The sequence below is a fragment of the Kitasatospora sp. NPDC001261 genome, assembly GCF_042896795.1.
GTDB lineage: Bacteria > Actinomycetota > Actinomycetes > Streptomycetales > Streptomycetaceae > Kitasatospora.
Genome location: NZ_JBIAXP010000004.1, coordinates 331,826 through 358,013 on the forward strand (window position 1 = coordinate 331,826; position 26,188 = coordinate 358,013).

At 73.6% G+C, this 26,188-nt stretch carries 18 protein-coding genes; 7 read left to right on the top strand and 11 right to left on the bottom strand.

Annotated features, from left to right (window positions below; genetic code table 11):
* Positions 1 to 162: 162 nt before the first annotated feature.
* The gene (locus tag ACFY4B_RS08390) at positions 163 to 4,140 is read right to left on the bottom strand and encodes a hypothetical protein (protein WP_387966904.1); all 3,978 of its coding nucleotides are present in this window, start codon (positions 4,138 to 4,140) and stop codon (positions 163 to 165) included.
* A gap of 178 nt (positions 4,141 to 4,318) precedes the next feature.
* Between ACFY4B_RS08390 and ACFY4B_RS08395 the strand changes: the two genes are divergently transcribed.
* Positions 4,319 to 5,620 (top strand): cytochrome P450, encoded by a 1,302-nt coding sequence (locus tag ACFY4B_RS08395; protein ID WP_387966905.1) that lies wholly within the window; start codon positions 4,319 to 4,321, stop codon positions 5,618 to 5,620.
* A 72-nt stretch (positions 5,621 to 5,692) separates the two neighbouring features.
* Here ACFY4B_RS08395 and ACFY4B_RS08400 read toward each other — a convergent pair whose 3' ends face one another.
* Entirely contained in the window at positions 5,693 to 6,313 is a 621-nt protein-coding gene (locus ACFY4B_RS08400; protein WP_049650747.1) for an L-threonylcarbamoyladenylate synthase, read from the bottom strand.
* Between the two features lie 113 nt (positions 6,314 to 6,426).
* The gene (locus ACFY4B_RS08405; RefSeq protein ID WP_387966906.1) at positions 6,427 to 6,840 is read right to left on the bottom strand and encodes a Fur family transcriptional regulator; all 414 of its coding nucleotides are present in this window, start codon (positions 6,838 to 6,840) and stop codon (positions 6,427 to 6,429) included.
* Positions 6,841 to 7,141: 301 nt separating this feature from the next.
* Here ACFY4B_RS08405 and katG point away from each other — a divergent pair, with 301 nt between their 5' ends.
* Positions 7,142 to 9,358, top strand: a complete 2,217-nt coding sequence (gene katG / locus ACFY4B_RS08410; protein WP_049650745.1) for a catalase/peroxidase HPI — start codon at positions 7,142 to 7,144, stop codon at positions 9,356 to 9,358.
* 72 nt (positions 9,359 to 9,430) lie between these two features.
* On the opposite strand, the gene ACFY4B_RS08415 is transcribed toward katG, so the two are convergent.
* Together ACFY4B_RS08415 and ACFY4B_RS08420 are read right to left on the bottom strand one after the other, a co-directional pair.
* Positions 9,431 to 10,126 (bottom strand): response regulator, encoded by a 696-nt coding sequence (locus tag ACFY4B_RS08415; protein WP_387966907.1) that lies wholly within the window; start codon positions 10,124 to 10,126, stop codon positions 9,431 to 9,433.
* Positions 10,123 to 11,367 (bottom strand): sensor histidine kinase, encoded by a 1,245-nt coding sequence (locus tag ACFY4B_RS08420; RefSeq protein WP_387966908.1) that lies wholly within the window; start codon positions 11,365 to 11,367, stop codon positions 10,123 to 10,125. The genes ACFY4B_RS08415 and ACFY4B_RS08420 overlap by 4 nt, the downstream gene beginning before the upstream one ends.
* 209 nt (positions 11,368 to 11,576) lie before the next feature.
* Between ACFY4B_RS08420 and ACFY4B_RS08425 the strand changes: the two genes are divergently transcribed.
* Together ACFY4B_RS08425 and ACFY4B_RS08430 are read left to right on the top strand one after the other, a co-directional pair.
* Complete coding sequence (locus ACFY4B_RS08425) at positions 11,577 to 12,344, top strand: ABC transporter ATP-binding protein (RefSeq protein ID WP_387966909.1); 768 nt, start codon at positions 11,577 to 11,579, stop codon at positions 12,342 to 12,344.
* Positions 12,341 to 14,719: an FtsX-like permease family protein gene (locus ACFY4B_RS08430; RefSeq protein ID WP_387966910.1), complete on the top strand. Its 2,379-nt coding sequence runs from the start codon at positions 12,341 to 12,343 to the stop codon at positions 14,717 to 14,719. The genes ACFY4B_RS08425 and ACFY4B_RS08430 overlap by 4 nt, the downstream gene beginning before the upstream one ends.
* Positions 14,720 to 14,808: 89 nt before the next feature.
* Here the strand turns inward: ACFY4B_RS08430 and ACFY4B_RS08435 are convergent, their stop codons facing one another.
* From ACFY4B_RS08435 to ACFY4B_RS08455, 5 genes are all read right to left on the bottom strand, one after another.
* On the bottom strand, positions 14,809 to 15,309 hold the full coding sequence (locus tag ACFY4B_RS08435) for a histidine kinase (RefSeq protein ID WP_387966911.1): 501 nt from the start codon (positions 15,307 to 15,309) through the stop codon (positions 14,809 to 14,811).
* 81 nt (positions 15,310 to 15,390) lie between these two features.
* Entirely contained in the window at positions 15,391 to 15,855 is a 465-nt protein-coding gene (locus tag ACFY4B_RS08440) for a DUF6193 family natural product biosynthesis protein (protein WP_387966912.1), read from the bottom strand.
* 158 nt (positions 15,856 to 16,013) lie between these two features.
* On the bottom strand, positions 16,014 to 17,051 hold the full coding sequence (locus ACFY4B_RS08445) for a JmjC domain-containing protein (protein ID WP_380780232.1): 1,038 nt from the start codon (positions 17,049 to 17,051) through the stop codon (positions 16,014 to 16,016).
* 66 nt (positions 17,052 to 17,117) lie between these two features.
* Positions 17,118 to 18,164, bottom strand: a complete 1,047-nt coding sequence (locus ACFY4B_RS08450; protein WP_387966913.1) for a cytochrome P450 — start codon at positions 18,162 to 18,164, stop codon at positions 17,118 to 17,120.
* A gap of 539 nt (positions 18,165 to 18,703) precedes the next feature.
* Positions 18,704 to 20,983 (bottom strand): M9 family metallopeptidase, encoded by a 2,280-nt coding sequence (locus tag ACFY4B_RS08455; protein ID WP_387966915.1) that lies wholly within the window; start codon positions 20,981 to 20,983, stop codon positions 18,704 to 18,706.
* Between the two features lie 399 nt (positions 20,984 to 21,382).
* Here ACFY4B_RS08455 and ACFY4B_RS08460 point away from each other — a divergent pair, with 399 nt between their 5' ends.
* The gene (locus ACFY4B_RS08460) at positions 21,383 to 21,985 is read left to right on the top strand and encodes a superoxide dismutase (RefSeq protein WP_049649981.1); all 603 of its coding nucleotides are present in this window, start codon (positions 21,383 to 21,385) and stop codon (positions 21,983 to 21,985) included.
* Positions 21,986 to 22,251: 266 nt separating this feature from the next.
* Positions 22,252 to 23,280, top strand: a complete 1,029-nt coding sequence (locus ACFY4B_RS08465) for a glycosyltransferase family 2 protein (RefSeq protein ID WP_387966916.1) — start codon at positions 22,252 to 22,254, stop codon at positions 23,278 to 23,280.
* A gap of 50 nt (positions 23,281 to 23,330) precedes the next feature.
* On the opposite strand, the gene ACFY4B_RS08470 is transcribed toward ACFY4B_RS08465, so the two are convergent.
* Entirely contained in the window at positions 23,331 to 24,806 is a 1,476-nt protein-coding gene (locus ACFY4B_RS08470; RefSeq protein WP_387966917.1) for a PLP-dependent aminotransferase family protein, read from the bottom strand.
* 145 nt (positions 24,807 to 24,951) lie between these two features.
* Between ACFY4B_RS08470 and ACFY4B_RS08475 the strand changes: the two genes are divergently transcribed.
* Positions 24,952 to 26,187, top strand: coding sequence for a Tm-1-like ATP-binding domain-containing protein (locus ACFY4B_RS08475; RefSeq protein ID WP_387966918.1), 1,236 nt, complete (start codon positions 24,952 to 24,954; stop codon positions 26,185 to 26,187).
* Position 26,188: the final 1 nt, after the last annotated feature.

Genomic DNA, 26,188 nt, shown 5'->3' on the forward strand with positions numbered 1-26,188 from the left:
TGCCGCGGCCTCAGTGCCGGGCCGTGCCGGCCCGGCCGTCCGCGGCCCCCCCCCCCCCGCCCGACCGCCTCCCCCGGCCCCCTATTGGGGGGGGGGGGCGGGGGGGGCGGGGCCGCCGGGGGTGGGGGCGCCACGGCAGCGTTCGTGACGGGCGGGACGGGGTCAGGCCGTGAAGTAGCCGCTCAGGTCGGCGATCACGTGGGTGTCACCCCAGTTGTTGAAGAACGTCACCCGGCCGTCCACGACCGGGACGACGACCAGGTTGGCCCTGGTCTGCCCGGCCGTGAAGTTGAGGTTCGACACGCCGGGGCGGTCGGTGCCGTGCGGGTAGACGATCAGGTGGCCGTCCGCCGTCGGCTCGGTGACCGTGACGTTGAGGACCACGGCGGTGACGCCGCTGACCGGCACGCCTTCCAGGCCCGTCACCCGCATGCTGACGACGCCGCCGCCGCTCACCGCTCCGGCTCGGGCGCCGACACCGTTGCGGGTGTCCAGCAGCCGGACGGGGGTGGTGGGGGAGTAGGTCGAGCCGGAGTCGCCGTAGTAGCCGGTGACGTCGGCGATCAGGTCGACGTCGCCCGCGCTGTTGCGCAGGTCGACCCTGCCGTTGACGACCGGGACCGTCACCAGGTTGGCGACGATCTTTCCGGCTTCGTAGTTGAGGTTGGAGACGTTCGGCAGGGGCCGGCCGTCGGGGTAGACGATGATGTGGCCGGAGCCGGTCGGGTTGACGGCGGTGACGTTCATGACGACGGCGGTGACGCCGGTCGCCGGGACGCCCTTGACGCCGGCGACCTGGAGGCTGACCACGCCGCCCGCGCCGACCCGCTGGGCGGGGGCGCCGGTGCCGTCCCGGGTGTCCAGGAAGCGGGCCGGGGTGATCGGGGAGAAGGCCGATCCGGCGGCCCCGTCGGTGTAGTAGCCGGTGACGTCGGCGATCAGGTCGACGTCGCCCGCGCTGTTGCGCAGGTCGACCTTGCCGTTGACGACCGGGACCGTCACCAGGTTCGGGACGATCTTTCCGGCTTCGTAGTTGAGGTTGGAGACGTTCGGCAGCGGCTGGCCGTCGGGGTAGACGATGATGTGGCCGGAGCCGGTCGGGTTGACGGCGGTGACGTTCATGACGACGGCGGTGACGCCGGTCGCCGGGACGCCCTTGACGCCGGCGACCTGGAGGCTGACCACGCCGCCCGCGCCGACCCGCTGGGCGGGGGCGCCGGTGCCGTCCCGGGTGTCCAGGAAGCGGGCCGGGTCGATCGGGACGAACCGGCTCTTGGACGGGGTGGTGGCGGCGGTGACGGTGAAGGCGTCGGGGAGCGAGACCCCGTAGACGCCGTCGAGTTCGATGTTGTACTTACCCGGCGCCAGGCTCCTGGTGTCGAGCAGCACGTCGAGCGCGGTGCCGTCGGCGTTCACCGAGACGGTCTCCAGGAACTGCGTGCCGGAGGCACCGCTGCCCACCAGCTTCGCCTTGCTGCCCAGGGTCAGTCCGGTGCCCCGGATGACGGCCTGGACCCTCGTCCCGGCGGCCCCGGTGGAGGGGCTGACGGACGCCAGGACGGGCTGCGGCCGCGGTATCGGGCAGGAGGAGTCGCAGAGGCCCTGCAGGCTGTACTCGATCGGAAGGGCTGTTGTGACGGGGCTCATGATCAGCACGGCCTGGCCGGTGTCGGCGTTGTTCGTCGTCTGGCACACGCCGAACTGGCCGGAGTTCGAGCACTGGTGACTGTAGTAGCTGCGGTTCCAGTGGGCGCCGCTCAGCAGGTCGACATAGGGCTGCGGGCCGGTGGTGGCGCTGCTGTTGCCAACGATCTTGAAGGACTGCGAGGGCTTCATGTCGATCACCGCGCAGTACGCGGTCGAGTCTTCGGTGAACACTCCGCTGCGCTGTGGGAAGCCGTCGATCGAGACCGGATGGGCGGTGCACTCCGGCGCCCAGCCGTCGGTGGTGCCGACCTTCCAGGTGTCCACGCTGGTGTGGATGGGCTTGTCGTCGTACCCGGCGGCGAACAGGACCATGGTGTACGAGGTCGAGCCGGTGGCCAGGCAGCTGGTGCCCCACTGGGTGCAGACGTTCTTCCGGTCGGCGTCGAGCACGGCGGCGAGCACTCCCGGGCCGTACACGTTCCGGCCCGGCCGTGAGCCGATCCAGAACTTGTCCGTGGCTGCGGCTTCGACCCGGACGCACCGGGCGTCCAGGGCCGAGGTCAGGTCGAACCGGAGGGACGGGCCGCCGACGTTCGTCGAGGACGGGGTCAGGCACTGCGCGGTCGGCGAGACGTCACGCCGGGCGAGCTTGTAGCTGTCGGCCTCCCACGTCCGGATCGGGACCAGCAGCGCGGTGTACGGGACACCGGCGGTCAGGGCGCACGTCTTGGCGGAGTTGCCGTACGCAATGAACGCGCACGCCTCGCGCCCTGCCCCGTCCAGCACCTTCAGTTCGGCGGTGAGCTGGTTCTTGAGGTTGCTGTAGTCAATGACTTCGGACGTGGAGTGCTGGCCGGCCGGCAGGCTCAGGCAGACGGCCTGGTTCGAGCCCTGCGGCATCGGGACCTCGACGCCCCAGGTGCCGTCGAACCCGGTCTGAGGCCAGGCGGTGCAGCCGCCGGTCTCCTCGGTCCGGTGGACCACCAGTCCGTAGGCCTTGGACGGCGTGCCGGTCAGCAACACGCGGAACGGGGCGGCACCGGTCAGCTGGCAGATGCCGGTGGAGTCGCCGAAGTCGCACTGCTTGGCGCCCGAGGCGTCGACCACCTGACCGACGACCGCCGCGCCGTCCGCGGGCGGCCGGTTGAGCAGGTAGACGCCCTTGCCGGAGGCGGTCGGCAGGGTCAGGCAGAGCTGCTGGCCCGGCCCGCCGAAGGTGCCGGTGGCCGGACCGGCCGTCAGACCGGTGTCGTTGGCCGCGACGCAGCCCCGGGTCTCCTTGGCCGAGTGGAAGGCCATCCCGAACGCGCCGACCGGGGCCGTGTACGCGTCGACGGCCCAGGTGTAGTCGCCCGGTGCCAGGTCGCAGGAGCCCAGCGGGCAGAGTCCGCCCTGCACAGTGCCGTCGGTTGCGAACAGTTTTCCGGCGACGTAGCCCTCGTTCTTGACCGGGCCGAAGTCGTACCGCGCGGCCTCCGGGACGCGCAGCGTCCGGCACCGTGCGGTGGAGGTCAGGTCCGGGGAGACGCCGAAGGCCTGGGGCTCGACCAGCATGCAGCCGTCTGGGTGGGAGAGCCGTGCCGCGGAGAGGTCGTATGTCTGGGCCGCACCGTTGTAGCGCTGGGCGGTGATCCGGAACGGCGCGGTGCCGGTGAGCCGGCAGTCGGGGTAGGTCGACTTGTCGCAGACCTGGGCGCCGGTGGCGTCGTAGACGACGGGGGTCACGCCCGCCTGGGTGGCGTCGGTGCGGAGCACGTCGCCGGCGACGAGGTCGTTCACCCGGTAGCAGTCACCGGCCGAGCCGAGCGCCAGGGAACCGTGGAAGACGGTCGGGGCGCCCAGGGCGAGGTCGGTGGCGCTGACCGTCCGGCAGGCCGTGGTGGAAAGCAGCGGCAGGTACGAGAGCGCGAGACCGGTCGGCGAGCTGCTGCCGTTGCCGGCCTTCAGGGTGTACGTGCCCGCCTGGGTGGTGGCACACCGCAGGGTCTTGTTGCTGCCCCAGTTCGGGCCGACCGGGTCGTCGCAGGCCACGGTGGTGCCGTCCGGTGCGACCACGGTCGGGGTGACCGATCCCTGGGCGGGGACGATCTGCAGGAGCAGCAGGTCCTTCTGCTGCGGCAGGTCGAGGCTGAAGGCGGCGGTCGTGTTGGCGTCGACGGTGCAGTTCGCCACGGTGTTGGGCTGCAGCGCGGTCGGGCACGGGCCGCTCGGGTCGGCCTGCCGCAGCTGCTGGGCGAGGGCCTCCTGGTCGGCCTTCCGGTCCGGTGCGGCTGCCGTGGCGCCCGCGCCCCCGGTCGTGCTCGCAGCCGGGCTCGGGTCCGCCGGAGCGCCCGCCTGCGGCGAGGCGGCGGCTGGTGCCGGTGCCGCCGCTTGGGCCGGTGCGGCCTGGCCCATCAGTGAGGCCAGGACGGCCAGCAGGAGGGCTCCGGAGGCGGCTGTGCGGCCGCCGCCTCGCTCCTGTCTTACTTGTCTGCCGATCGGCAGCACGTTCATCTGATTTCCCCACCTTGGACAGGTCGTGCGCACGGAAAGCGCACATGTGATCGAGCGGGCGGAGTCTAGCGGGGCGTACACGGCTGGTGCCACGGGATAGAAGGCCCTGACCAGCCGGTTCCGATCCCTATGCCGAAGCCGTTCCGGCCGCCGGTGGCGTGACGTACCGTCCGTCGGTATGGCCCTCGATCAGGCGCACGTGAACCAGCTCTTCCTCCCGGACACCTACGCGCACGGCGTGCCGTACGAACTCCTGCGGGAACTCCGCGAGTTCGCCCCCGTCTGCTGGGTCGAGGAGCCCCCCGTCGGCGGGTGGCCGGGTGGGCCGGGGTACTGGGCGGTGCTGCGGTACGCGGACGTGAAGCACGTGCTGCGCAGTCCCGAGCTGTTCTCCTCGCACCTGGGGGCCACGCAGATCCGTGACCCCGACTCCCCGGCGGACCTGGCGTTCGCGCGGGCGATGATGCTCAACCAGGACCCGCCCGACCACTCCCGGCTGCGCCGGATCGTCGCCGGGGCGTTCACCCCGCGCGCCCTGGCGGAGCTGGCCGGGGCTGTGGACGGGCGGGTGCGGGAGCTGGTGGAGGAGGTGCGTCCGGCCGGTCGCGCGGACTTCGTGCGGCTCGCCGCCGACCTGCCGGTGTGGACGCTGGCCCGGGTGATGGGTGTGCCGGAGCAGGACCGGGGGTTGCTGCTGGACTGGGCGAACCGGGTGATCGGCTACCAGGACGCCGACTACGCCCACTCCGGCACCGCCGAGCCGGCCGCGCTCACCGAACTCGGCCGTGCCGCGCTCGCCCGCCGTCCGACCACTCGGACCGGTCCGGACGGCCGCCCGGTCAACCCCCGTTCCCGCGCCGCCCTGGCGGACATGTTCGCCTACGCCCACGGCCTGGCCCGGCGGCCCGCGCCGGGCGGCCTGTTCTCCCGGACGCTCGAAGCGGGGCTGACGGTCGAGGAGTTCGAGACGATGTTCTTCCTCTTCGCCGTCGCCGGGAACGAGACCGTCCGCAACGGCCTGCCGGGCGGCCTGTACGCCCTGCTGAGCCATCCGGAGCAGTACGAACTGCTATGCGAGAGAACGGAGTTGATCCCCACCGCCGTCGAGGAGATGCTGCGCTGGTGGCCGCCCGTCATGGACTTCCGCCGCACCGCGACGCGGGACGTGGAGCTGGGCGGACGGGCGATCCGGCGGGGGGACAAGGTGGTGGTCTACCACGCCTCCGCGAACCGGGACGGGGTGGTGTTCCCCGACCCGGACCGCTTCGACGTCACCCGTAGCCCGAACGACCACGTGAGCTTCGGGTACGGTCCGCACTTCTGCCTCGGTGCCCAACTCGCCCGCCTGCAGCTGAGGTCGGCGCTGCGCTGCCTGGTCGAGCGGCTGCCGGGGCTCGGGCTCGTGCCGGGGCGGCCGCCGCGGCGGCTGGTCTCCAACTTCCAGAACGGGCTCAAGTCACTGTGGGTCCAGTGGGGTTGAGACCGCCCTCCGGATGCGCCCGGTGTGCCCGGTGCGCCCGGTGCGCCCGGTGCGCCCGGTGCGCCCGGTGCGTCACTCGAAGCGCTCGGGGTCGCCGGCCCCGCGCCGGGTGATCTCCGCCTCGCCGCTGGAGAAGTCGACGACCGTCGTCGGCACCGTGCCGCAGTCGCCGGAGTCCAGCACGGCGTCCAGTTGGTGGTCGAGCCGCTCCTTGATCTCCCAGCCCTGGGTCATCGGCTCGTCCTCGCCGGGGAGGAGCAGGGTGCTGGAGACCAGGGGCTCTCCGAGCTCGGCGAGCAGGGCCCTGGTGACGACGTGGTCGGGGATCCTGACGCCGACCGTCTTCTTCTTCGGGTGCAGCAGGCGGCGCGGCACCTCCTTGGTGGCGGGGAGGATGAAGGTGTAGCTGCCCGGCGTCGCGGCCTTGATCGCGCGGAAGACGTTGTTGTCGATGTGGACGAACTGGCCCAGTTGGGCGAAGTCCATGCACATGAGGGTGAAGTGGTGGCGGTCGTCGAGGCGCCGGATCGACCGGATCCGTTCGAGGCCGTCGCGGTTGTCCAGCTGGCAGCCCAGGGCGAAACAGGAGTCGGTCGGGTACGCGATGAGGTCCCCGGAACGGAGGCCGGCGGCCACGGAGCCGATGGTGCGCGGCTGGGGGGACTCTGGATGCACGTCGAAGTACTTCGCCATTGGTCGACCCTAAGCGATCCCGGCCCCCGATCGGTGCACGGCGGGCCAGCGGGTACGGGCAGCAGGTACGGCCAGCGGGTACGGGCAGGGCGGACGGCCGGCCGCCGGAGCGGTCAGCCCGTGCAGTCCGGGCACAGCCCCCGGTAGGTGACCTCCGCCTGCGCCACGACGAACCCGAAGCGCTGCTCGGCCGGCAGGTCGGCCAGCGGGTCGCCCTGCGGGTGGACGTCGCGGATGGCGCCGCAGCCCGTGCAGACCAGGTGCTGGTGCGGGTGGTGCGCGTTCGGGTCGTAGCGCTTGGCGCGCCCGTCGGTGGCAACCTCGACGACCTCGCCCAGGGTGACCAGTTCGCCGAGCGTGTTGTAGACCGTCGCCCGGGAGATCTCCGGGAGGCGCTCGGCGGCCCGGGCGTGCACCTCGTCGGCGGTCAGGTGCACGTGCTCGCCGTCCAGGACCTCGGCCACGACACGCCGCTGGGAGGTGAGGCGCCAGCCGCGCCCGCGCAGCCGCTCCAGGAGGTCACTCATATCGGTTCACCTATTCAGGTAATGGGGAGGACCGGAGTTTACCAATGCGCTTCCGGTGCCCTCCGGATCCCGATCGGATATGGGCTTGGTGTCTTTCTTGACTTGGATTCCGTCCACCGTAGGATCGGCTCCGGCGCTAGCCTGGACAGCAGCAGCACGTGACTCCCGTCACCACTCCCGTCACCGCCGTGCGCGGTGCCGAGCGGGAACGCCACGGGGCGCACCAGGCCAGACCGCAGCAGTAGGTGCCGTAGGTAGCAGATGATGACACCGTGATCCGCCTTGTGAGGGAAGGATTCCCATGTCTGACAACCACGATGCAACCGGCGTAGAGGCGAACGCGGAGGGCTGCCCGGTGAACCACGGGCGCGCGCCGCACCCCACCCAGGGCGGCGGGAACCGCCAGTGGTGGCCGGAACGGCTCAATCTGAAGATCCTCGCGAAGAATCCCGCCGTGGCCAATCCGCTCGGCGCGGAGTTCGACTACGCCGAGGCCTTCAAGACCCTCGACCTCCCGGCCGTCAAGCGGGACATCCAGGAGGCCCTCACCACGTCGCGGGACTGGTGGCCGGCCGACTTCGGCTACTACGGCCCCTTCATCATCCGGATGGCCTGGCACAGCGCCGGCACCTACCGGATCAGCGACGGCCGCGGCGGCGCCGGCGGCGGCCAGCAGCGCTTCGCCCCGCTGAACAGCTGGCCGGACAACGCCAGCCTGGACAAGGCCCGCCGCCTGCTGTGGCCGGTGAAGAAGAAGTACGGGCGCGCCCTGTCCTGGGCCGACCTGATCATCCTGTCCGGCAACGTGGCCCTGGAGGGCATGGGCTTCCGGACCTTCGGCTTCGGCGGCGGCCGGGTCGACGAGTGGGAGCCGGACGAGGACGTCTACTGGGGCCCCGAGACCACCTGGCTCGGCGACGAGCGCTACACCGGCGACCGGCAGCTGGAGAACCCGCTGGCCGCCGTCCAGATGGGCCTGATCTACGTCAACCCCGAGGGCCCCAACGGCAACCCCGACCCGCTCGCCGCCGCCCGCGACATCCGCGAGACCTTCTACCGGATGGCGATGAACGACGAGGAGACCGTCGCGCTGATCGCCGGCGGCCACACCTTCGGCAAGACCCACGGCGCCGGCCCGGCCGACAACGTCGGCCCGGACCCCGAGGCCGCCCCCATGGAGCAGCAGGGCCTCGGCTGGAAGAGCAGCTTCCGCACCGGCGTGGGCGCCGACGCGATCACCAGCGGTCTGGAGGTCACCTGGACGGCCACCCCGATCACCTGGGACAACAGCTTCTTCGAGACGCTGTTCGGCTACGAGTGGGAGCTCACCAAGAGCCCGGCCGGCGCCTGGCAGTACAAGCCCAAGGACGGCGGCGGCGAGGGCACCGTGCCGGACGCGCACGTCCCGGGCAAGCGGCACGCCCCGAACATGCTCACCACCGACCTCTCGCTGCGCTTCGACCCGGTCTACGAGCCGATCTCCCGGCGCTTCCTGGAGAACCCGGAGGAGTTCGCCGACGCCTTCGCCCGCGCCTGGTACAAGCTGACCCACCGCGACATGGGCCCGGTCGTCCGCTACCTCGGCCCGGAGGTCCCCGCCGAGCACCTGCTCTGGCAGGACCCGCTGCCGGAGGTCACGTACCAGCGGATCGGCGCGGCCGACGTCGCCGACCTCAAGCGGCGGATCACCGCCACCGGCCTGTCGGTGTCCGAGCTGGTCTCCACCGCCTGGGCGGCCGCCTCCTCGTTCCGCTCCAGCGACAAGCGCGGCGGCGCCAACGGCGGCCGCATCCGGCTCCAGCCGCAGATCGGCTGGGAGGTCAACGAGCCCGACCGGCTGGCCACGGTGCTGCGCGCCCTGGAGGGCGTCCAGCGGGAGTTCAACGCGCAGGCCGGCGAGAAGCAGGTCTCGCTCGCGGACCTGGTGGTGCTGGCCGGCGGCGTCGGCGTCGAGCAGGCCGCGAAGGCGGCCGGCCTGGCCGTCGAGGTGCCGTTCGAGCCCGGCCGGGTGGATGCGCCGCAGGAGCTGACCGACACCGAGTCCTTCGCCGCGCTGGAGCCCAAGGCGGACGGCTTCCGCAACTGGGTCGGCAAGGGCAACCGGCTGCCGGCCGAGTACCTGCTGCTCGACAAGGCCAACCTGCTGGGCGTCAGCGCCCCCGAGCTGACCGTGCTGGTCGGCGGCCTGCGCGTGCTGGGCGCCAACCACGGCGGGTCCGCGCACGGGGTGCTCACCGGGACGCCCGGTGTGCTGACGAACGACTACTTCGTCAACCTGCTGGACCTGGGCACCAGTTGGAAGGCCACCTCGGAGGACGCGCACACCTTCGAGGGCCGGGACGAGTCCGGCCGGGTGAAGTGGACCGGCACCCGCGCCGACCTGGTCTTCGGCTCGAACGCCGAACTGCGGGCCGTCGCCGAGGTGTACGCGAGCGACGACGCCAAGGAGAAGTTCGTCGAGGACTTCGTCGCGGCCTGGGCCAAGGTCATGAACGCGGACCGCTTCGACCTGGCGTGATCCGCACCCGCGGCTGACGCGGCCGGCACGGCGGGAGCCCGGGGGCGTCAACCCCCGGGCTCCCGCCACGCGTTACCGCCCCTCGGCCGCGGACCCCACGCTCACCAGTCCGGTCTCGTACGCCGCGACCACCACCTGGGCCCGGTCCCGCAGGCCCAGCTTGCCGAGGATTCGGGCCACGTGCGTCTTCACCGTCGCCTCGGACAGCCCCAGCCGGGCGGCGAGTTCGGCGTTGCTGAGGCCGCGGGCGAGCAGCGCCATCACCTCCAGCTCGCGCGGGGTGAGCGTGCCCAGCTCCCGGTGCGGGGCGACGGCGGCGGCGCCCGGGTCGTCCGGGCGGGCGAAGCGCTCGACCAGGCGGCGGGTGATCGCCGGGGCGAGCAGCGCGTCCCCGGTGCGGACCAGCCGGACGGCGGCCGCCAGGTGCTCCGGGGTGACGTCCTTCAGCAGGAAGCCGCTGGCCCCGGCGGCCATCGCCGCGTAGACGTAGTGGTCGAGGTCGAAGGTGGTCAGCATGATGATCCGCGGCGGCTGCCGCGCCCCGTCCGCCAGGATCCGGCGGGCGGCCTCCAGCCCGTCCAGGCCGGGCATCCGGATGTCCAGCAGCACCACGTCCGGCCTGGTGCGCCGGACGGCGGCGACGGCCTGTTCGCCGTCCTCGGCCTCGGCCACCACGTCGATGCCCTCCGACTCCAGGATCAGCCGGAACCCGGTGCGGACCAGGGCCTGGTCGTCGGCGACCACCACCCGCAGCGGCTGCTCGTTCATGAACTCTCCAGGGGGACAAGGGCCTTGACGCGGAAGCCGCCGCGCGGCCGGGGGCCGGTGTGCAGGGTGCCGCCGTAGACGGCGAGGCGTTCGCGCAGGCCGAGCAGGCCGCGTCCGTTGCCGGTGGCGGCGGCGCCGGTGGGGCGACCGCCGGTGTCGGTGACCTCGACCAGCAGCCGCTCGGGGGCGTACTCGACGGTCACCGCGGCGTCGGCGCCGGACGCGTGCTTGACGGTGTTGGTGAGCGCCTCCTGGACCACCCGGTAGGCGGCCAGCTCGACCCCGGGCGGGACGGGCCGGCGCTCGCCGCGGACTGTCAGCTCGACCGGCAGCCCGGCCTGCCGGACGCCGTGGACCAGCGCCTCCAGGCGGCCGAGGCCCGGCTGCGGGCTGAGGTCGGCCCCGGCGGCCGGGTCGCCGGCGCTCTCCGAGTCGATGGTCAACAGGCCCATCACGTGCCGCAGTTCGGTCATCGCCGCGCGCCCGCCGGACTCCACCGCGGCCATCGCCTCGCGGGCCTTGTCCGGGGCGGTGTCCAGGATCTTGCGGGCCGCCCCGGCCTGGATCGTCATCATGCTCACGTTGTGGGTGACGACGTCGTGCAACTCCCGGGCGATCCGGGCCCGTTCGAGCTCCACCGCGCGCTCCAGCGCGGCCAGCTGCCCGCGCTCCAGGGCGGAGAGCCGCTCCCGCCCCTCGTCCACCCGGCGGCGCCACATCCGCAGTTCGTAGGCAACCGCGAACACCGGCACCAGGACCAGGACGGCCATCACCCCGTTGGGGAAGTGCGGCAGCTTGGCCGCGGCGAAGAGCACCACGAGGGCGGCGGTCGCGGCCGGCAGGCTCAGCAGCAGGGCCGTCGCTCGGCGCCCGTACGCGGCGGCGCTGTACGCGGCGACGATCACCGCCACGCCCGCCGCGTACGCGATGTCCTCCGACTCGTGCCGGACCAGCAGCGCGGCGGGCAGGACCACCCAGAGCACCGCCAGCGGGTGGCGCCGGCGCAGCACCAGCGGCAGCGGGACGAGCGGCACCAGCAGCAGCAACAGGCTGTGCCGGTCCGGATGGCCGGGGTTCTGCGCGATGGTCGCGTAGCGCCCGCCGGTGAGCGCGAGGAAGAGGGCCAGGGCCAGGTCGAAGGCCAGGCCGCGCCGGGTCGGCCGGGGCGGCGGCGGTCCGCCCGGGCCGCCGGCCAGCCGGACCGCCGCGCGCAGCCGCCGCACCGTCGGATGGTTGATCACCGGGACATTGTGGGGGCCGCGGGCGCCGGGGGACAGCCCCGCGGGTGGCGGGCGGCGGGTACACCCGGCGACTACGTCGGAAGGATGACGCCGCGCCCGGGTCCGCCGGACGTGGTAGCGATGGTGCGGCGGACGGCTGACGCGGGCGCGGGCCGCCCGTTCGTACCTTCGTCCTCGTCAGCAGGCGGGCAACGACGAGGAGCGGGGACATGAGCGGCGATCCGGTGATCGAACTGAACGGGGTGAGCCGTCACTACGAGGGCGCCCGGGCGGCCCTGGACGGGGTCACGCTGAGCGTGCGGGCGGGGGAGTCGGTGGCCGTGCTCGGCCCGTCCGGCAGCGGGAAGTCCACCCTGCTGAACCTGGTCGCCGGGCTGGACCGGCCGAGCGCCGGGACGGTCACCGTGGCCGGGGTGCGGGTGGACCGGCTGGGCGAGGCGGCCTCGGCCCGCTACCGGCGCGGCACGATCGGCATGGTGTTCCAGTTCTTCAACCTGCTGGACGACCTCACCGTGGCCGACAACGTGGTGCTGGCCGGCGAACTGGCCGGCGTCCCGCGCGCCGAGGCCCGGCGCCGGGCCGCCGAACTGCTGGAGAGCCTCGGCATCGACCGGCACGCCCGCGCCCACCCGGGCCGGCTCTCCGGTGGCGAGCGCCAACGCGTCGCGGTGGCACGGGCGTTGATGAACCGGCCGACACTGCTGCTCGCGGACGAGCCGACCGGGGCGCTGGACTCGGCCTCGGGCGAGGACGTCAAGGAGCTGTTCCGGGAACTGCACGAGGACGGGCAGACCGTCCTGCTCGTCACCCACGACCTGACCCTGGCCGAGGACTGCGCCACCCGCACCGTGCGGATGCGGGACGGCCGGGTCGAGGCGGACTCGGGTCCGGGTTCGACTTCGGGGCCGGACGTGGCTTCGGGTGCGGCCGCGGCTTCGACTTCGGGTACGGCTCCGGGCCCGGCGGTGACGGCATGAGCGCGCTCGGCAGGGTCGTCCGGGCCGGTGTGCGCAGGCGCCGGACGCAGTCCGTCGCGGTCGGGCTGGCCGCCCTGGTGGCCACCACCTGCTCCGTCCTCGGCGGCTCGCTGCTGGTCGCCTCCCAGGACCCCTTCGACCAGGCCTTCGACCACCAGCGCGGCGCCCACCTCACCGCGCGCTTCGACGGCGCCCGGGCGAGCGCCGACCAGCTCGCCGCCACCGCGCACGCCCCCGGGGTGGCGGCGGCCGCCGGGCCGTACCGCACCGTCACCGTCGACCCCGAGCCGGGCCCCGGCCTGGGCATGCCGCCCGGGGTGACGATGGGGCCGATGACCGTCGCCGGGCGTGGCTCGGCCACCGTCGGCGTCGACAACATCACCCTGGTCCAAGGGAGTTGGCCGCAGCAGCCGGGCGAGGTGGTGGTCGACGCCGGATACCACGACCAGCCGAGGGGTCTGGGCGGCAGCCTGCGGGTGCCCGGCCTGCCGGGGGCGCCGACCCTCAAGGTCGTCGGCCTCGCCCGCTCCGTCAGCCGTACCGCCGACGCCTGGGTGACCCCGGAGACCGTCGCCGCCCTCACCGCGCCCGGCAGCACCCCCGGCTACCAGATGCTCTACCGCTTCAGCGACGCCGGCAGCGCCGACGCCATGGCCGCCGACCGGGCCGCCGTCACCGCCGCCGCCCCCGCCGGGGCGCTCACCGGCGCCCAGTCCTGGCTCACCGCCAAACAGGGCTCGGACCGCAACACCGCGCTGTTCCTGCCCTTCATGGTCGCCTTCGGCCTGCTCGGCATGGCGATGTCCGTGCTGGTCGCGGGCAACGTGGTGGCCGGTGCGGTGGGCACCGCCACCCGGCGGATCGGCGTGCTCAAGGCGCTCGGCTGCACCCCCGCCCAGGTGGTGCGGGCGTACGTCGCCCAGGCGCTGGTCCCGGCCGCCGTCGGCACCCTGCTCGGGGTCGTCGTGGGCAACGCGCTGACCGTCCCGGTGCTCGCCACCACCGGCTCGCTGTACGGCACCGACACCTCCGGCCTCGCCCCCTGGGTGGACGTCGCGGTGGCCGGCGGGACCCTGGCCGCCGTCGCGCTGGTCGCCTGGGCCGCCGCCGCCCGGGCCGGCCGGCTGCGCACGGTGGACGCGCTCGCCGTCGGCCGGACCGCGGGCGGCACCCGGCGGGACGTCCTGGCCGCCCGCGCCGCCGCACTGGCCGCCCGGCTGCCGCTGCCCAGGCCGCTCAGCCTCGGCCTCGCCCAGCCCTTCGCCCGCCCGGCCCGCGCGGCCGGAATGCTCGCGGCGGTGCTGTTCGGCACGGCGGCGGCCGTCTTCGCGGTGGGCATGGGCGGGACGATGAGCTGGGTGCAGGAGGCGAAGACCCGCGACGCGGGGGACGTCGCGGTGCACCCGGTCCGGCCGGACGGCCCGCCCGGAACGGCGCCGGCCAGTCCCGTCCCGGCCGACCGGGCCGTCGTCACCGCCGCGCTGGACGCCCAGCCGGGCACCGCCGGGTACCTCGGCAACGGCACCGAGGACGTCACCGTCCCCGGGGTGGCCGGCGCCACCACGGTGACCGCCTTCGACGGCGACTCCTCCCGGGCGGGCTACAAGATGGTCAGCGGCCGCTGGTACCGGGGCCCGGGCGAGGCCGTCGCCCCGTCCACCTTCCTGACCGAGGCCTCCGTCAACCTCGGAGACCAGGTGACCTTCACGACCCACGGCCGGGCCGTCACCGTCCGGATCGTCGGCGAGGTCTTCGACCCGCACGTGCAGACCAACGAACTGCTCACCGACGCCGGCAGCTACCCGCCCGGAACGGCCCCGACCCCCGACTTCTGGTTCGTCAAGCTGAAGCCGGGCACCGACCGCGCCGGCTACGCCGCCGCCCTCACCGCCGCGCTCGCCCCGGCACACATGACCGCCGACACCGGCGGGCCGCACGGCTCCAGCGGCTCGATCGCCGCCCTGAACTCGCTCACCGCCACGCTCACCCTGCTGCTGCTCGTGGTCGCCGGGCTCGGGGTGTTCAACACCGTCGTCCTGGAGATCCGCGAGCGCACCCGGGACACCGGCGTCGCCAAGGCGCTCGGCATGACCCCGGCCCAGACCGTGGGCGTCGTCCTCGCCTCGGTCCTGCTGACCGGTGCCGTCGGCGGCGCGATCGGCCTGCCGGTGGGGCTGCTGCTGCACGGCCTGACGGTGCCCGCGATGGGACACAGCGCCGGGCTGAACTTCCCGCCCGCCGCGCTGGACGTCTTCGGCACCCCGGCGCTGGTCCTGCTCGGCCTCGGCGGCGTGCCGATCGCCCTGCTCGGCGCGCTGCTCCCGGCCGTACGGGCGGCGCGGGCGCGCACCGTGGACGCGCTACGGGCGGAGTGACGGCGGGGGCCGTGCGGGACCGGACGCCCGGTCCCGTACGGCCCCTGCGGCTCAGAAGGCCCCCCGCGGCTCAGGAGGCCCCGTGCCGCTCAGGAGGCCCCCGCGTCGTCCGCCTTCTGCTCGGCCGCCCGGACCCGCTCGGCGAACTCGCGCGCGTCGATCCGCTCGACCGAGGCCCCGTGCCGGGCGGCCAGCTCGTCCGCCGGGGCGGGCGAGGACTCCCGGAGCTCCAGGGCGAGCAGTGCCCCGCCGTCCGGCACCCGGGGCGAGAGCATGATCAGCCCGGCGCCGCCCTCGCTCGCCTGGTGCTCCTCGGCCGCGTTGCCGAGCGCCGCGCCGGCCGCGAAGCCCAGCAGCACGCCGACCGGCCCGCCGAGCAGCCCGATCAGGCCGCCCAGCACACCCGAGCCGACGGTCGCCACCCCCGCGCCCCGGGTGAAGGTGTCCGCGACCTCCAGCAGCCCGTCGGCGCTGCGCTCCATCGCCGCCACCATCCGCAGGCCCGGCAGGTGCTGCGCCTCGTCGAAGGCCGGGCGCCAGGCGGCGGCGTCGGGGAAGGTCAGCAGGACGACGTTGTGCTGGTCGCTCATCGCGCTCCGATCGGGCCGGGGCCGGAGGTGGCCGGGCTTCCATCGTGACCCCCGGTGCGGGGCGCTGCCACCCCGGCGGCCTCAGCGTGGTTCGTCCGCCGGGTGGTTGAACACCGGCCCGAGGTCCGGCGGGAGGTGGTCGACGAGCAGGGCGACGGCCTCCTCCGGGGTGGCGGGCGTGCCGAGCACCCCGGCGCCGCCCTGGCCGCGGACCTGGTAGCCGCCGCCGTCCAGCGGCACGGCGAACGGTACGCCCGCGGCGGTCCACGGGGCCGAGGTCGACAGGCTGAAGTGCAGGTCGTGGTGGCTGGTCCAGGGGAAGAGCCGGCCCAGCCGGGGCTCGGCGCGGGCGGCCTTCAGCAGCCGCACCAGGCCGTCGTGGCAGCTGCCGGGGCCGTGCCCGATGTCCTGCTGGAGCCACTCCCAGGACAGGACGATCCCCTCCCAGCGGGCCTCCACCGCGGCCTCGGGACCGATCGCGCGGGCGGCGGCGACGTCCGGCAGGACGGGCTTGGGCAGGGCGCCCCTCTGATCTTCTGATCGCATGGTGAGCAGTCTGCCCCAGCGCCGCCCGGAACGGAGAGGGTCGTCGAGTCGGGGCGGCTTCGCTGGTCGAACGTCAGTCAGTCCGAGGCAATCCTGTCGGTCGATCAGATCATCGAGGCGGATTCCTCGCGCCGGGCTGTCGCTGCCGTCGCCGCAGGCTACCCGGCCGCGCCGCGCAGGCGGCGCCAGGTGCGGCCGACGGAGGCGAGCCCGGAGCGGCCGTCGGCGGGGGTGGCGGACTCCCAGGTGCGGGCGGCCTCAGTGAGGGTTTCCGCGGGTTCGGCCGGGGCTGCCGGGGCATGGGGGGTGCCGGTCCGGGCGGCGCGGGCGGCGCGCAGGAGGTCCTCCGGTCCGAGCGCGTCGAGCCTCGTCCGGGCGTGGGCGAGCAGGGCGGCGCAGGCGTCGGTGATCGCGGGCTCGCCGAGCGGGCGGGCGGGCAGGCCGAGGCCTTCGGCCAACTGCCCTTCCAGGGCCGTGCGCAGGTCCTGGACGGAGAGGTCGCGGACGGTCAGCGACAGGTGGGCGGACAGGCCCCCGGCGCCGACCGCCCGGTGGGCGAAGCCGCGCGGGATGTAGAGCACGCCGCCGGGTTCCAGGACGCCGTGCAGGCGCAGCGGGGAGCGCTCGTCCTCGGGGAGTTCGCCGAGCCGCCAGTCCGCGGTCGTCGGCGCGTCGTGGACGTACCAGGTCTTGCGTCCGGCGGCCTGGAGGACGAACACGTCGGCGTCGTCGCGGTGCACGGCGAGACCCTGGGCGCCGGCCGGGGTGACGAAGAAAAAGGCCTCCACCCGCCGGTCGAGCTCCTCGGAGAGCCGCGCCACCAGTTCGCCGGTCGGGCGGTGCCACTGGTCGACGCAGCGCAGCAGCAGGGTCGCCCCGCGGCGCAGCTGGGCGAGCACCTTCGCGCGGTCCGCGAAGCCGTGGTGCGCCGTGCCGTTGACGGTGCGCGAGGTGGTGAAGGCCTCCGGCGGGATGGTCACCTTGTCGGAGCGGACCATCTCCAGGTAGGGCGTGCGCAGCAGCCCGCCGTCGAAGGCGGCGTCGAGTTCGTCGAGGTCGAACGGCGAGGCGGGCGCGGCGGGCGAGGTGGGCGCCTCCGGGGCCTTCCGGGGGAAGAGCGCGGGCTCGCGCTGCCACTGGCGGCCGGTGAAGCCGTCGACGTCGCCGACCCAGTCGGCCAGTGTGGGCGATTCCATGGTGTGTCCCGTGGTGTCAGGGGTCTTCCGGGGCGGCGGGGGTGTTCCGGAGGCGGCGCCGGGGCGTCAGGCCCGGACCCGCGCCTCGAACCGTACGGCGAGCAGCGAGCGCAGCGGCACCTGCGCGTCCTGCCGCGGGCTGTGGACGACCAGCCGGTTGTCCAGGGCCGCGGTCAGCAGCTGCTCGGCCAGCGGCACGATCAGGTGCTTGGCCCAGCAGCGGGCGCCGTCGAAGCCGAAGGGCATGAACCCGGGTGTCTTCTCCGGGTCCGCGACGCCGTCCCAGCGCTCGGGGCGGAAGTCCAGCGGGTCGGACCAGTAGTCGGGGTGGCGGTGCATCAGCAGCGGGAAGAGCGCGACGTCGTCCTCGGGCCGGATCTCGGGGTGGAGTTCGGTGTAGGCCGCGCCGCCGTTGCGGTAGAGCATCCAGGCGGGCGGGAGCAGGCGCAGGGTCTCCCAGAGGACGTCGGTGAGCTTGGCGCGGTGCTCCGGCAGGTCCCGTTCCGGGCCCATGAGCCACAGGGCGTTGCCGGCCAGGGCGGCCACGCCGTCGCAGAGGGTGGCCGTCGCCCGGCGGTACATCGCGATGGCCTGCTTGCGTTCCAGCGTCTCGTCGGCGCCGCGGATCAGTCCGGCCAGTTCGGTGCCCCCGTCCTGGTCGGCGGAGCCGGGCCAGGCGGTGACGGCGCGGTCGACGAGCCGGGAGAGGGTGTCGGAGCGGGTGACGCCGCGCTTCGACAGCAGGGAGACCGGCAGCGGGTCGTCGGAGAACAGCCAGCGGCGCAGGTAGGAGGTGCCCGCGTAGGGCCAGGAGCCGGCCATGCCGCGCGCCGGGGGCGGCGGCTTGCGGATGCCCGCCATGGCGTCCTGCCCCAGCGCGCGGATGGTGCGCGTCGCGCTGTCGTGGGGGATGTCGGAGCCGGCGGCGGGCTTGTAGACCGATCGCTCGGTGGAAAGGACGGGGCGGGCCGCGACGATTTCGGCCATCAGCCGGGAGTCCGAGACGCCGACCTTCGACGGGTCGATCCGGAACACCTTCTCGTCCCTGGCCAGCAGCTCCTGAATCCTCGGGGCGAACACGAGGGAACGGCTGCGCGCGGTTGCCGTCGCCATTTCTTCCACGGGAATCCGGCCTCCAATGCGCAATGGCAGGTCAGTGTGTTCGGCGTGGCGCGCGGAGGAATCCCGGACGCGCCGTGGCGCCGGCGGGGGCACGGCCGACCCGGCCCCCGCCAGCGGCTGGACACGTTAGATAACGTGCAGCACCCACGCGTGGTTCGCGAGGTCGTCGTTCTTCTTGAACTTCTTGACGAGCGCCTTGACCATCTTCATGACTAACTCTCCATTCCGGGGATTGGCGGGTGTGGCGAGAATGCCGCACCCGAGCCGTCAGAGATATTCGGCATTCCGTTGCCGGAGGCCGAACCGGTTGATCTGTTCATGGACACTAACCGAAACTTCGCCGCCCGGACACCCCCTCGGCAGAGGAATATGCGATCTCTTACGGGCCGTTGACGGCCTATTCGATGGCCGAATCGTTATAACCCCTGGATATCCCCGGGCGGGGGGGTCGGAACGGGAAAGCGAAAGGGCCCCGCGAAGTCGCGGGGCCCTGCTGCCTGCGGCAGTCGGTCGGTCGTGGGGCGTCGGTGTCAGTTGTAGGTCGTGGTGACGGTGACGCCGCCGAAGCCCTGCTGGGCGTAGAGGCTGAAGAAGACGTAGCCGGCCGGCGGGTTGGTGATGGTCAGGGTCTCACCGTTGCCGCCGGTGGCGGACTTGGCCGTGGAGGAGCCGGTGGTGGCCCAGGAGCCGGCGTTGTAGTAGAGGTCGGCGTTGCCGGTGCCCCCGCTGGTGGTGATGGTCAGCTGCTTCACGCCGGCCGGCAGGTTCAGGAAGCTGTAGCTGTAGTTCCCGGTGGTGGCGGCGACGTTGTCGCGGCGGCAGTTCTTGTCGTACTGCCGGGCGTCGGTGGCGGTGCAGAGCGGGGCCTTGGGCTGCTCGGTGGTGGGCAGCGAGCCGCAGTTGTCGGCGGCGCAGGCCTTGAGCCAGGTGGCGAAGTCGGCGTCGTACGCGGTGCCGATGGTGGTCTTCAGCAGCGTGCGGGCGCCGTTCCAGTCACCGGCGCGGTACTTGGCGAGCAGCGCGTCGACGTCCTGCGGGTGCGACTGGAGCATGTAGCGGACGGCCAGGTAGCCCCAGTTGTAGATCCGGGTGGAGTCCGCGTTGTCGTAGGTGGTGTCGAACAGGGTGCTCAGCGCGTAGGTGCCCTTGCCGGCCTGGGCGACCGCGTCGTCGTAGTGGGCGCCGCGGTAGCTGTAGGAGACGTACTCGGCGAGGCCCTCGACCCACCAGATGGTCGGGGTGGTCATGCCGGCCTCGAAGTCGCCGTACATGTCGTAGCGGCCGTCGAGGTAGTGGGTGTACTCGTGGTTGAGGTTCCAGATCTGGAACTGGGGGCGCAGCCAGGAGGCCTCGTGGGCGATGAAGCGGGCCTGGTTGCCGACCGTGGCCGGGTTGCCCTCCTCGTACATGCCGCCGTTGTCGACCTCGATCTTGTACATCTCCCAGGCGTACAGGCTGTAGTTGTAGTAGTCGTCGAAGACGACGACCTCGAGGTTGGTGTTGTTGTCGTTCGGGACCGGGCCGTTGTCCTTGACCACCTTGTGGAAGAACGCGTCCTGGTTGACCAGGCTGGTGCAGGTGTCGGCGAGCTGCTGCGCGGTCATGTCCTGGGCGCGGATGCGCAGGTTGGCGTTGCAGGTGTGGTCGACGGTGAGCACCAGCGGCACGAGCTTGGCCGGGACGTCACAGGTGCCGTAGTAGGAGCAGTTGCCGGCGTCCTTCTTCTCCGTGAACCAGAGCAGGTTCATGGTGAGCGGACCGGTGTTGCCGACCAGCGGGTAGCGGTTGATCAGGTCCTTGACGATCGGCCGGCCCTGGGCGCGCAGCGCGTCGTTGGCGACCAGGTTGCCGAGCTGGATGCCGATCTTGGTGACGGTGTCGCCGCCGTTGAGCTGGCCGCTGTTGCGGGTGACGAAGGACGACACGGTGGTCGCGAAGGCCGGGTCGGCCTGGAGGGCGGAGACGAACTCCGGCAGGTCGAAGCCGCGCTCGATGACGGTCTCGGTGTTGGCGACGGCGGTGGCCATCGTGGCGGGCCAGCTGCCGGTGTAGTCGTTCAGCAGCCGCTTGACGACGCCGGTGTAGCGGGCGTTCTCCTGGGCGCTGTCGATCAGGGTGACGGCCTCGGCGAGGGTGGCACCGTTGGCGTCGGTGGCGTCCTTGCTGTGCGGGGCGGCGTAGAAGGCATCCAGCGCACCGCGGATGGCGGTCTGGAGGCCGGTGCCGTACGGGCCGACGACGTCCTTGTTGTACCACTGCACGTAGTAGCCGGCCCGCAGGAAGAGCACCAGCTGCCCGGCGGAGGTGGAGTTGTCGCCGGGGTAGGTGGCGGCGGTGTCGCGCAGGGCGTTGGCGACGGTGACCATCTGGGCCTCGTTGAAGGCGCCCTTGGCGTCGTTGCCGGTCAGCGTGAACAGGGTGTTGACGCAGTCGAGCCCGGCCCCCTTGACCTGCTGGACCAGCGCGGCACCGGACTTGCCGGTGAAGGCGGAGACGTCGCAGGCGGCGGCGGTGAGCGCCCGTGCCGACCTGGCGGCGCCGACGGTGCTGCCCGCCGTCGGGGCGGTGGCCTTGGCCTGCGGGTCCGAGACCAGCGGACGGGCGTCCTTGGGGGTGTCGGGGGACTTGGGCACCGGGATCGTGCGCGGTGCGGCGGTCTGGCCGGCCGAGGTGGCGGGCTGACCGGCCGGGGCGGCCGCGGGGGCGGCGGCCTGCGCCGCGGGTGCGAACAGGCCGAGCGAGAGGAGGAGGGCGGTGCCGAGCGCAGGGAGTCTGCGCGCGCCGTCCTTCGCTATCGAGGAGGGACGCATCTGTGGGGGCCTCCGGGGCCGTTGAGGGTGGGGGTGGCCGCGCTGCGTGGGGCGCACGGGCCTTGCTGTGTGACATGTAAAATGGCACAACGGCGAACACGGAGGGAAGCCCCGGGAACGGATTGCCGGTCTACGAGACCGAAACGTTGCCGGAGGGGCGCCGGTGCGGCGGAGTGACGGGCCGCCGGGGTGACGGGGCGTACGGGCCGGGCAGGTCGGCCGGGTCGGGCGGGCGGGGCGAGTCGGCTGGGCCGGACGGGTGGTCAGCGGCGGTCATTGTGCCCGACGGGACGTGCGGGAATAAGCAGGAGCCCATGCTTCGTTCTTGCAACTGATACGCAATAGTGTTGTCCCGGCACGATCACCACCGTTCAACCCGCCGAAAGGGGCCGTGTCCTGATGGGCACCTACACGCTTCCCGACCTGCCGTACGACTACTCCGCGCTGGAGCGGGCGATGTCGGCCGAGATCCTGGAGCTGCACCACTCCAAGCACCACGCCGCGTACGTCAAGGGCGCCAACGACACCCTGGACCAGCTGGCCGAGGCCCGCGACAAGGAGCAGTTCGGCGGCCTGGTCGGCCTGCAGAAGACCTTCGCGTTCCACCTGTCGGGCCACGTGCTGCACTCGCTGTTCTGGCAGAACCTCTCGCCCGAGGGCGGCGACCGCCCCGAGGGCGAGCTGGCCGACGCCATCACCGAGCACTTCGGCAGCTTCGACGCCTTCAAGAAGCAGCTCACCACCGCCACCACCGGCGTGCAGGGCTCCGGCTGGGGCATCCTGTCCTGGGAGCCGCTCGGCCAGCGCCTGATCGTCGAGCAGGTCTACGACCACCACGGCAACGTCGGCCAGGGCACCACCCCGCTGCTGGCCTTCGACGCCTGGGAGCACGCCTACTACCTGCAGTACCGCAACGTCCGCCCGGACTACGTCACCCGCCTGTGGGACGTCGTCAACTGGCAGGACGTCTCGGACCGCTTCGCGGCCGTCAAGAGCGCCTGACCCGGTTCGGGTGACGGAGGGCCCCGGACCGGTCGGGCGGTCCGGGGCCCTCCCCTTGCGCCCCAAGGGGCGTCCCGCGCGGGCGCGTTGACGCCGGGCGCGGCCGACGCCCCGGCGGACCGGTGATTGCACCGTTCCGCTCGCTCGATTCAACCCGGCGTTCGCCCGCGGGCCGCATACGGTCCGTATGCTCGGGCCACTGTCGGTGACCGGCGGTCGACGGCCGCCCGGCCCGTCCGCTCGTGTCCTGAGCGAAAGGCCGTGCGATGGCCCCGCGTCTCTCCCTCGTCGTCCCGATCTACAACGTCGAGCGCTACCTCGGGGAGTGCCTGGACTCGATCGCGGCCCAGACGTTCGAGGACTTCGAGTGCGTCCTGGTCGACGACGGCTCGACCGACGACGGCCCCGTCATCGCCGAGGAGTACACCGAGCGGGACGGGCGCTTCCGACTGGTCCGGCAGCGGAACCAGGGCCTCGGCGCCGCCCGCAACACCGGCTGGCGCCACCTCACCCCCGGCACCGAGTACCTGGCCTTCGTCGACAGCGACGACATCGTGCCGCCGCACGCCTACCAGCTGATGATCAGCACCCTCGACGGGACCGGCTCCGACTTCGCCGCCGGCAACGCCCTGCGGCTGCGCACCTCCGGCCTCAGCCCCTCGCACGCCCACCGCCGCCCGTTCCACGAGACCCGGCTGCGCACCCACATCGGCGAGACCCCCGCCCTCGTCACCGACCGCACCGCCTGGAACAAGGTCTACCGGCGCTCCTTCTTCGACGGCGCCGGCCTGACGTACCCCGAGGGCATCCTGTACGAGGACGCCCCGGTCAGCGTGCCCCACCACTTCCTCGCCGCACGCGTCGACGTGCTCGCCGACCCGGTCTACCACTGGCGGGTGCGCGAGGACGGCGACCTCTCCATCACCCAGAAGAAGACCGACCCGCGCGGTGTCGTCGACCGGGTCCGCTCGATGGAACTCGTCCGCGAATGGCTGCTCGCCCGCCCCGAACCCGCCTTCGCCGAGCACCTGCGCGCCTACGACCGCAACTGCCTGGTCGAGGAGATCCCGATGTTCTTCTGGACCGTCCCGGACGGCGACCGCGCCTACCGCGCCGCCTACCAGCAGCACGTCGCCCGGCTCCTCCGGGCCATCGGCCCCGAGGCCCAGACGGGGCTCAGCCCCCAGCTCCGCCTCAAGTACCGGCTCACCCAGGCCGACTCCATGCCCGCCTTCGTCGCCGTCCAACGCGCCCACCGCCTCGCCCGCCGCACCCGCCAGGCCCTCCGCCGCTGAGCCGGGGGGCGTTGGTCGGGCGGGTCGGGCGGTTCCGCGGGTACGGCGGCTCAGCGGACGGGACCGGCGCGGTCGGCGCTGTGCAGGAGGACGGGCAGGGCGGCGGCCAACCGGTCGTACTGGTCGTGCGGGTCACGCTGGTCCTGCCGGGCGGCGAACGGCAGCCGCAGGCGGCTGCGGAAGCCGTCGACGGCGGAGAAGGCGGGCCCGGGCACCACCAGGACCCTGGCCCGGCGAGCCAGTTGGGCGGTGGCCTCGGCGTCGGTGCCGGGGAGCTCGACCCACAGCGCGGAGCCGCCGGCCAGCCGCTCCCAACGCCAGTGCGGCGCCTGCGCGGTGAGCAGCCGCTCGGCCGCGGCGAGGCGCTCGCGCAGCTGCGCGCGGCGCCGGGCCCGCGCCTCCGGCAGCCCCTGGAGCAGCCGCACCGCGAGCAGCTGCTCCACCACCGGGCAGGAGAGGTCGACGGACTTGCGGAGCTCGGCCAGGCGGTGGATGACCGGGCGGGAGGCGCGGATCCAGCCCAGCCGCAGGCCGCCCCAGTAGAGCTTGGAGAGGGTGCCGATGGTCGCGGTCGTGCCGTCCGGCAGCTGTGCGGCAAGCGGGGGCGGCGCGCCGTCCTCGGACAGGGACAGCTCCGCGTACGCGTTGTCCTCGACGGTGTACAGGCCGCGCTCGGCCAGGACGGCGGCCCAGGCCCGTCGGGTCGGCCCGCTCATGGCGCGCCCGGTCGGGTTGTGCACGGCCGGCTGGAGGTACACCAGGCGCGGGCGGATCCGGCCGGTCAGCCGGGCCAGGGCGGCGGGCCCATCGTCGTGCACGTCGGTGGCGCGGGCCGCGTCGGAGCGGGAGCCGTACGCGGGCAGCGGCACCAGGCGTGCGCCCCGGGCGCGCAGCGCCTCCAGGGCGCCCCGGTAGGTCGGGTCCTCGACGACCACGGTGTCGCCCGGCTCGACCAGCCCCTGGGTGATCAGCCAGAGCGCCTGCTGGGACCCGGCCGTGACCAGGATCTGGTCCGGCGAGGTCGGCAGGCCGGCCGCGCGGTACTGCTCGGCCAGCAGCTCGCGCAGCCGCGGCAGCCCGTACGGGAGGTAGCCGTCACCGGCGAGTGCGGCGGCGAGGTCCCGGCCGGACAGCGAGTCGAGGGCGTCCGCCACGGCGGGCAGGCCCTCCAGCGCCCCGCTGGAGAGGTCGACGACGCCGTCCCGGGTGCCGAAACTGGCGAGCCGCCCCTCGCCGACGGGCTCGCCGACCGCCCCCGAGGCGCGCAGCCGCGAGCCGCTGCCGTGCCGGCTCTCCAACCGCCCCTCCGCCTCCAGCAGCCCGTACGCGGAGGTGACGGTGGAGCGGCTGACCCCGAGGGCCGAGGCCAGCGCCCGCTGCGAGGGCAGCGCGGTGCCGGGGGCCACGTCACCGCGCTCGGCCAGCTCGCGCAGCGCGTCCGCGAGCAGCCGCGGCAGGGCCCCCGGGCCGTCGGCGGCCCAGCCGGTGAGCAGGCGCGACAGGCGGGTGGCGGGGATCCGGTCCATGCCGTCCATGATGCCCCGGTGGCCCCGGCCGCCATCCGGCCCGGTGACCGGGGCCGACGGCAGGCCACTTGCCCGCAAGTGGACTTTGCCGCCGTCCCGGGCCCGCCGGATGATCGGGGAACCGTCCGTTCAAAGGAGCAGGGACATGGCGACCGTCGTACTGGTCGGGACACTGGACACCAAGGGCGCGGAGTACGCGTGGCTCGCCGAGCGGCTGCGGGAGGACGGCTGCGAGGTGGTCCTGGTCGACGCCGGCGTGCTGCCGCCGCCCCCCGGCACGCCCGCCGCCGACCTCGGCCCGGAGGAGGTCGCCCGGGCCGCCGGGCACGACCTGGCGGCGCTGCGCTCCGCGGGCGACCGCGGGGCGGCCGTGACGGCGATGGCTCATGGCGTCGAGCGGCTGGTCGGCGAGCTGTACCGGTCGGGCCGGCTGCACGCCGTCCTGGCGGTGGCGGGCAGCGGCGGGTCGTCCATCGCGGCCCGCGCGATGCAGGCGCTGCCGGTCGGCGTGCCCAAGCTGCTGGTGTCCACCATGGCGGGCGGGGACGTGGCACCGTACGTGGGCAGCAGCGACGTCACCCTGATGTACAGCGTGGTGGACGTCGCGGGCATCAACTCGGTGTCCTCGCTGATCCTCGGGAACGCGGCGGCGGCCGCCGCGGGCATGGCCGTCCGGCACGAGCGGGTGCTGGCCGCCCCGCGTCCGCACGGCCGCCCGCTGGTCGGCGCCAGCATGTTCGGCGTGACCACGCCCGCGGTCGACGCCGCCCGCGAGCGCCTGGACGAACTCGGCTACGAGGTCCTGGTGTTCCACGCCACCGGGGCCGGCGGCCGGGCGCTGGAGAAGCTGGCCGCGGGCGGCTTCCTGGCCGGCGTCCTGGACCTGACCACCACCGAACTCGCGGACGAACTGGTCGGCGGCGTGCTCAGCGCCGGGCCCGACCGGCTGACCGCGGCCGGACGGGCCGGCATCCCCCAGGTGGTCGCGCCGGGCGCGCTGGACATGGTCAACTTCGGCCCCCGGGAGACCGTCCCGGAGCGCTTCGCCGAGCGCCGGCTGCTGGTCCACAACCCCACCGTGACCCTGATGCGCACCACCGCCGAGGAGATGTCCGCCGTCGGCGCCGACCTCGGGCACAAGCTCAACGCGGCGCGCGGCCCGGTGACGGTGCTCTGGCCGCTCGGCGGGGTGTCCGCCGTGGACGCGCCGGGCGGGCCGTTCCACGACCCGGCCGCCGACCGGGCCGGCCTGGCGGCGCTGCGCTCCGCGTTGGCCGGCGGCCCGGTCGAACTGCGCGAGCTGGACGCCCACCTGAACGACCCGGCCTTCGCCGTCGCGGCCGCCGACCGGCTGCACCAGCTGATCACCGCGCACGCCTGAC

What these genes read in the sequence shown, in the direction of transcription:
- ACFY4B_RS08390 (WP_387966904.1), bottom strand. Translation starts at nt 4,140, where the DNA reads ATGAACGTGCTGCCGATCGGCAGACAAGTAAGACAGGAGCGAGGCGGC.
- ACFY4B_RS08395 (WP_387966905.1), top strand. Translation starts at nt 4,319, where the DNA reads ATGGCCCTCGATCAGGCGCACGTGAACCAGCTCTTCCTCCCGGACACC.
- ACFY4B_RS08400 (WP_049650747.1), bottom strand. Translation starts at nt 6,313, where the DNA reads ATGGCGAAGTACTTCGACGTGCATCCAGAGTCCCCCCAGCCGCGCACC.
- ACFY4B_RS08405 (WP_387966906.1), bottom strand. Translation starts at nt 6,840, where the DNA reads ATGAGTGACCTCCTGGAGCGGCTGCGCGGGCGCGGCTGGCGCCTCACC.
- katG (WP_049650745.1), top strand. Translation starts at nt 7,142, where the DNA reads ATGTCTGACAACCACGATGCAACCGGCGTAGAGGCGAACGCGGAGGGC.
- ACFY4B_RS08415 (WP_387966907.1), bottom strand. Translation starts at nt 10,126, where the DNA reads ATGAACGAGCAGCCGCTGCGGGTGGTGGTCGCCGACGACCAGGCCCTG.
- ACFY4B_RS08425 (WP_387966909.1), top strand. Translation starts at nt 11,577, where the DNA reads ATGAGCGGCGATCCGGTGATCGAACTGAACGGGGTGAGCCGTCACTAC.
- ACFY4B_RS08430 (WP_387966910.1), top strand. Translation starts at nt 12,341, where the DNA reads ATGAGCGCGCTCGGCAGGGTCGTCCGGGCCGGTGTGCGCAGGCGCCGG.
- ACFY4B_RS08435 (WP_387966911.1), bottom strand. Translation starts at nt 15,309, where the DNA reads ATGAGCGACCAGCACAACGTCGTCCTGCTGACCTTCCCCGACGCCGCC.
- ACFY4B_RS08440 (WP_387966912.1), bottom strand. Translation starts at nt 15,855, where the DNA reads ATGCGATCAGAAGATCAGAGGGGCGCCCTGCCCAAGCCCGTCCTGCCG.
- ACFY4B_RS08445 (WP_380780232.1), bottom strand. Translation starts at nt 17,051, where the DNA reads ATGGAATCGCCCACACTGGCCGACTGGGTCGGCGACGTCGACGGCTTC.
- ACFY4B_RS08450 (WP_387966913.1), bottom strand. Translation starts at nt 18,164, where the DNA reads ATGGCGACGGCAACCGCGCGCAGCCGTTCCCTCGTGTTCGCCCCGAGG.
- ACFY4B_RS08455 (WP_387966915.1), bottom strand. Translation starts at nt 20,983, where the DNA reads ATGCGTCCCTCCTCGATAGCGAAGGACGGCGCGCGCAGACTCCCTGCG.
- ACFY4B_RS08460 (WP_049649981.1), top strand. Translation starts at nt 21,383, where the DNA reads ATGGGCACCTACACGCTTCCCGACCTGCCGTACGACTACTCCGCGCTG.
- ACFY4B_RS08465 (WP_387966916.1), top strand. Translation starts at nt 22,252, where the DNA reads ATGGCCCCGCGTCTCTCCCTCGTCGTCCCGATCTACAACGTCGAGCGC.
- ACFY4B_RS08470 (WP_387966917.1), bottom strand. Translation starts at nt 24,806, where the DNA reads ATGGACCGGATCCCCGCCACCCGCCTGTCGCGCCTGCTCACCGGCTGG.
- ACFY4B_RS08475 (WP_387966918.1), top strand. Translation starts at nt 24,952, where the DNA reads ATGGCGACCGTCGTACTGGTCGGGACACTGGACACCAAGGGCGCGGAG.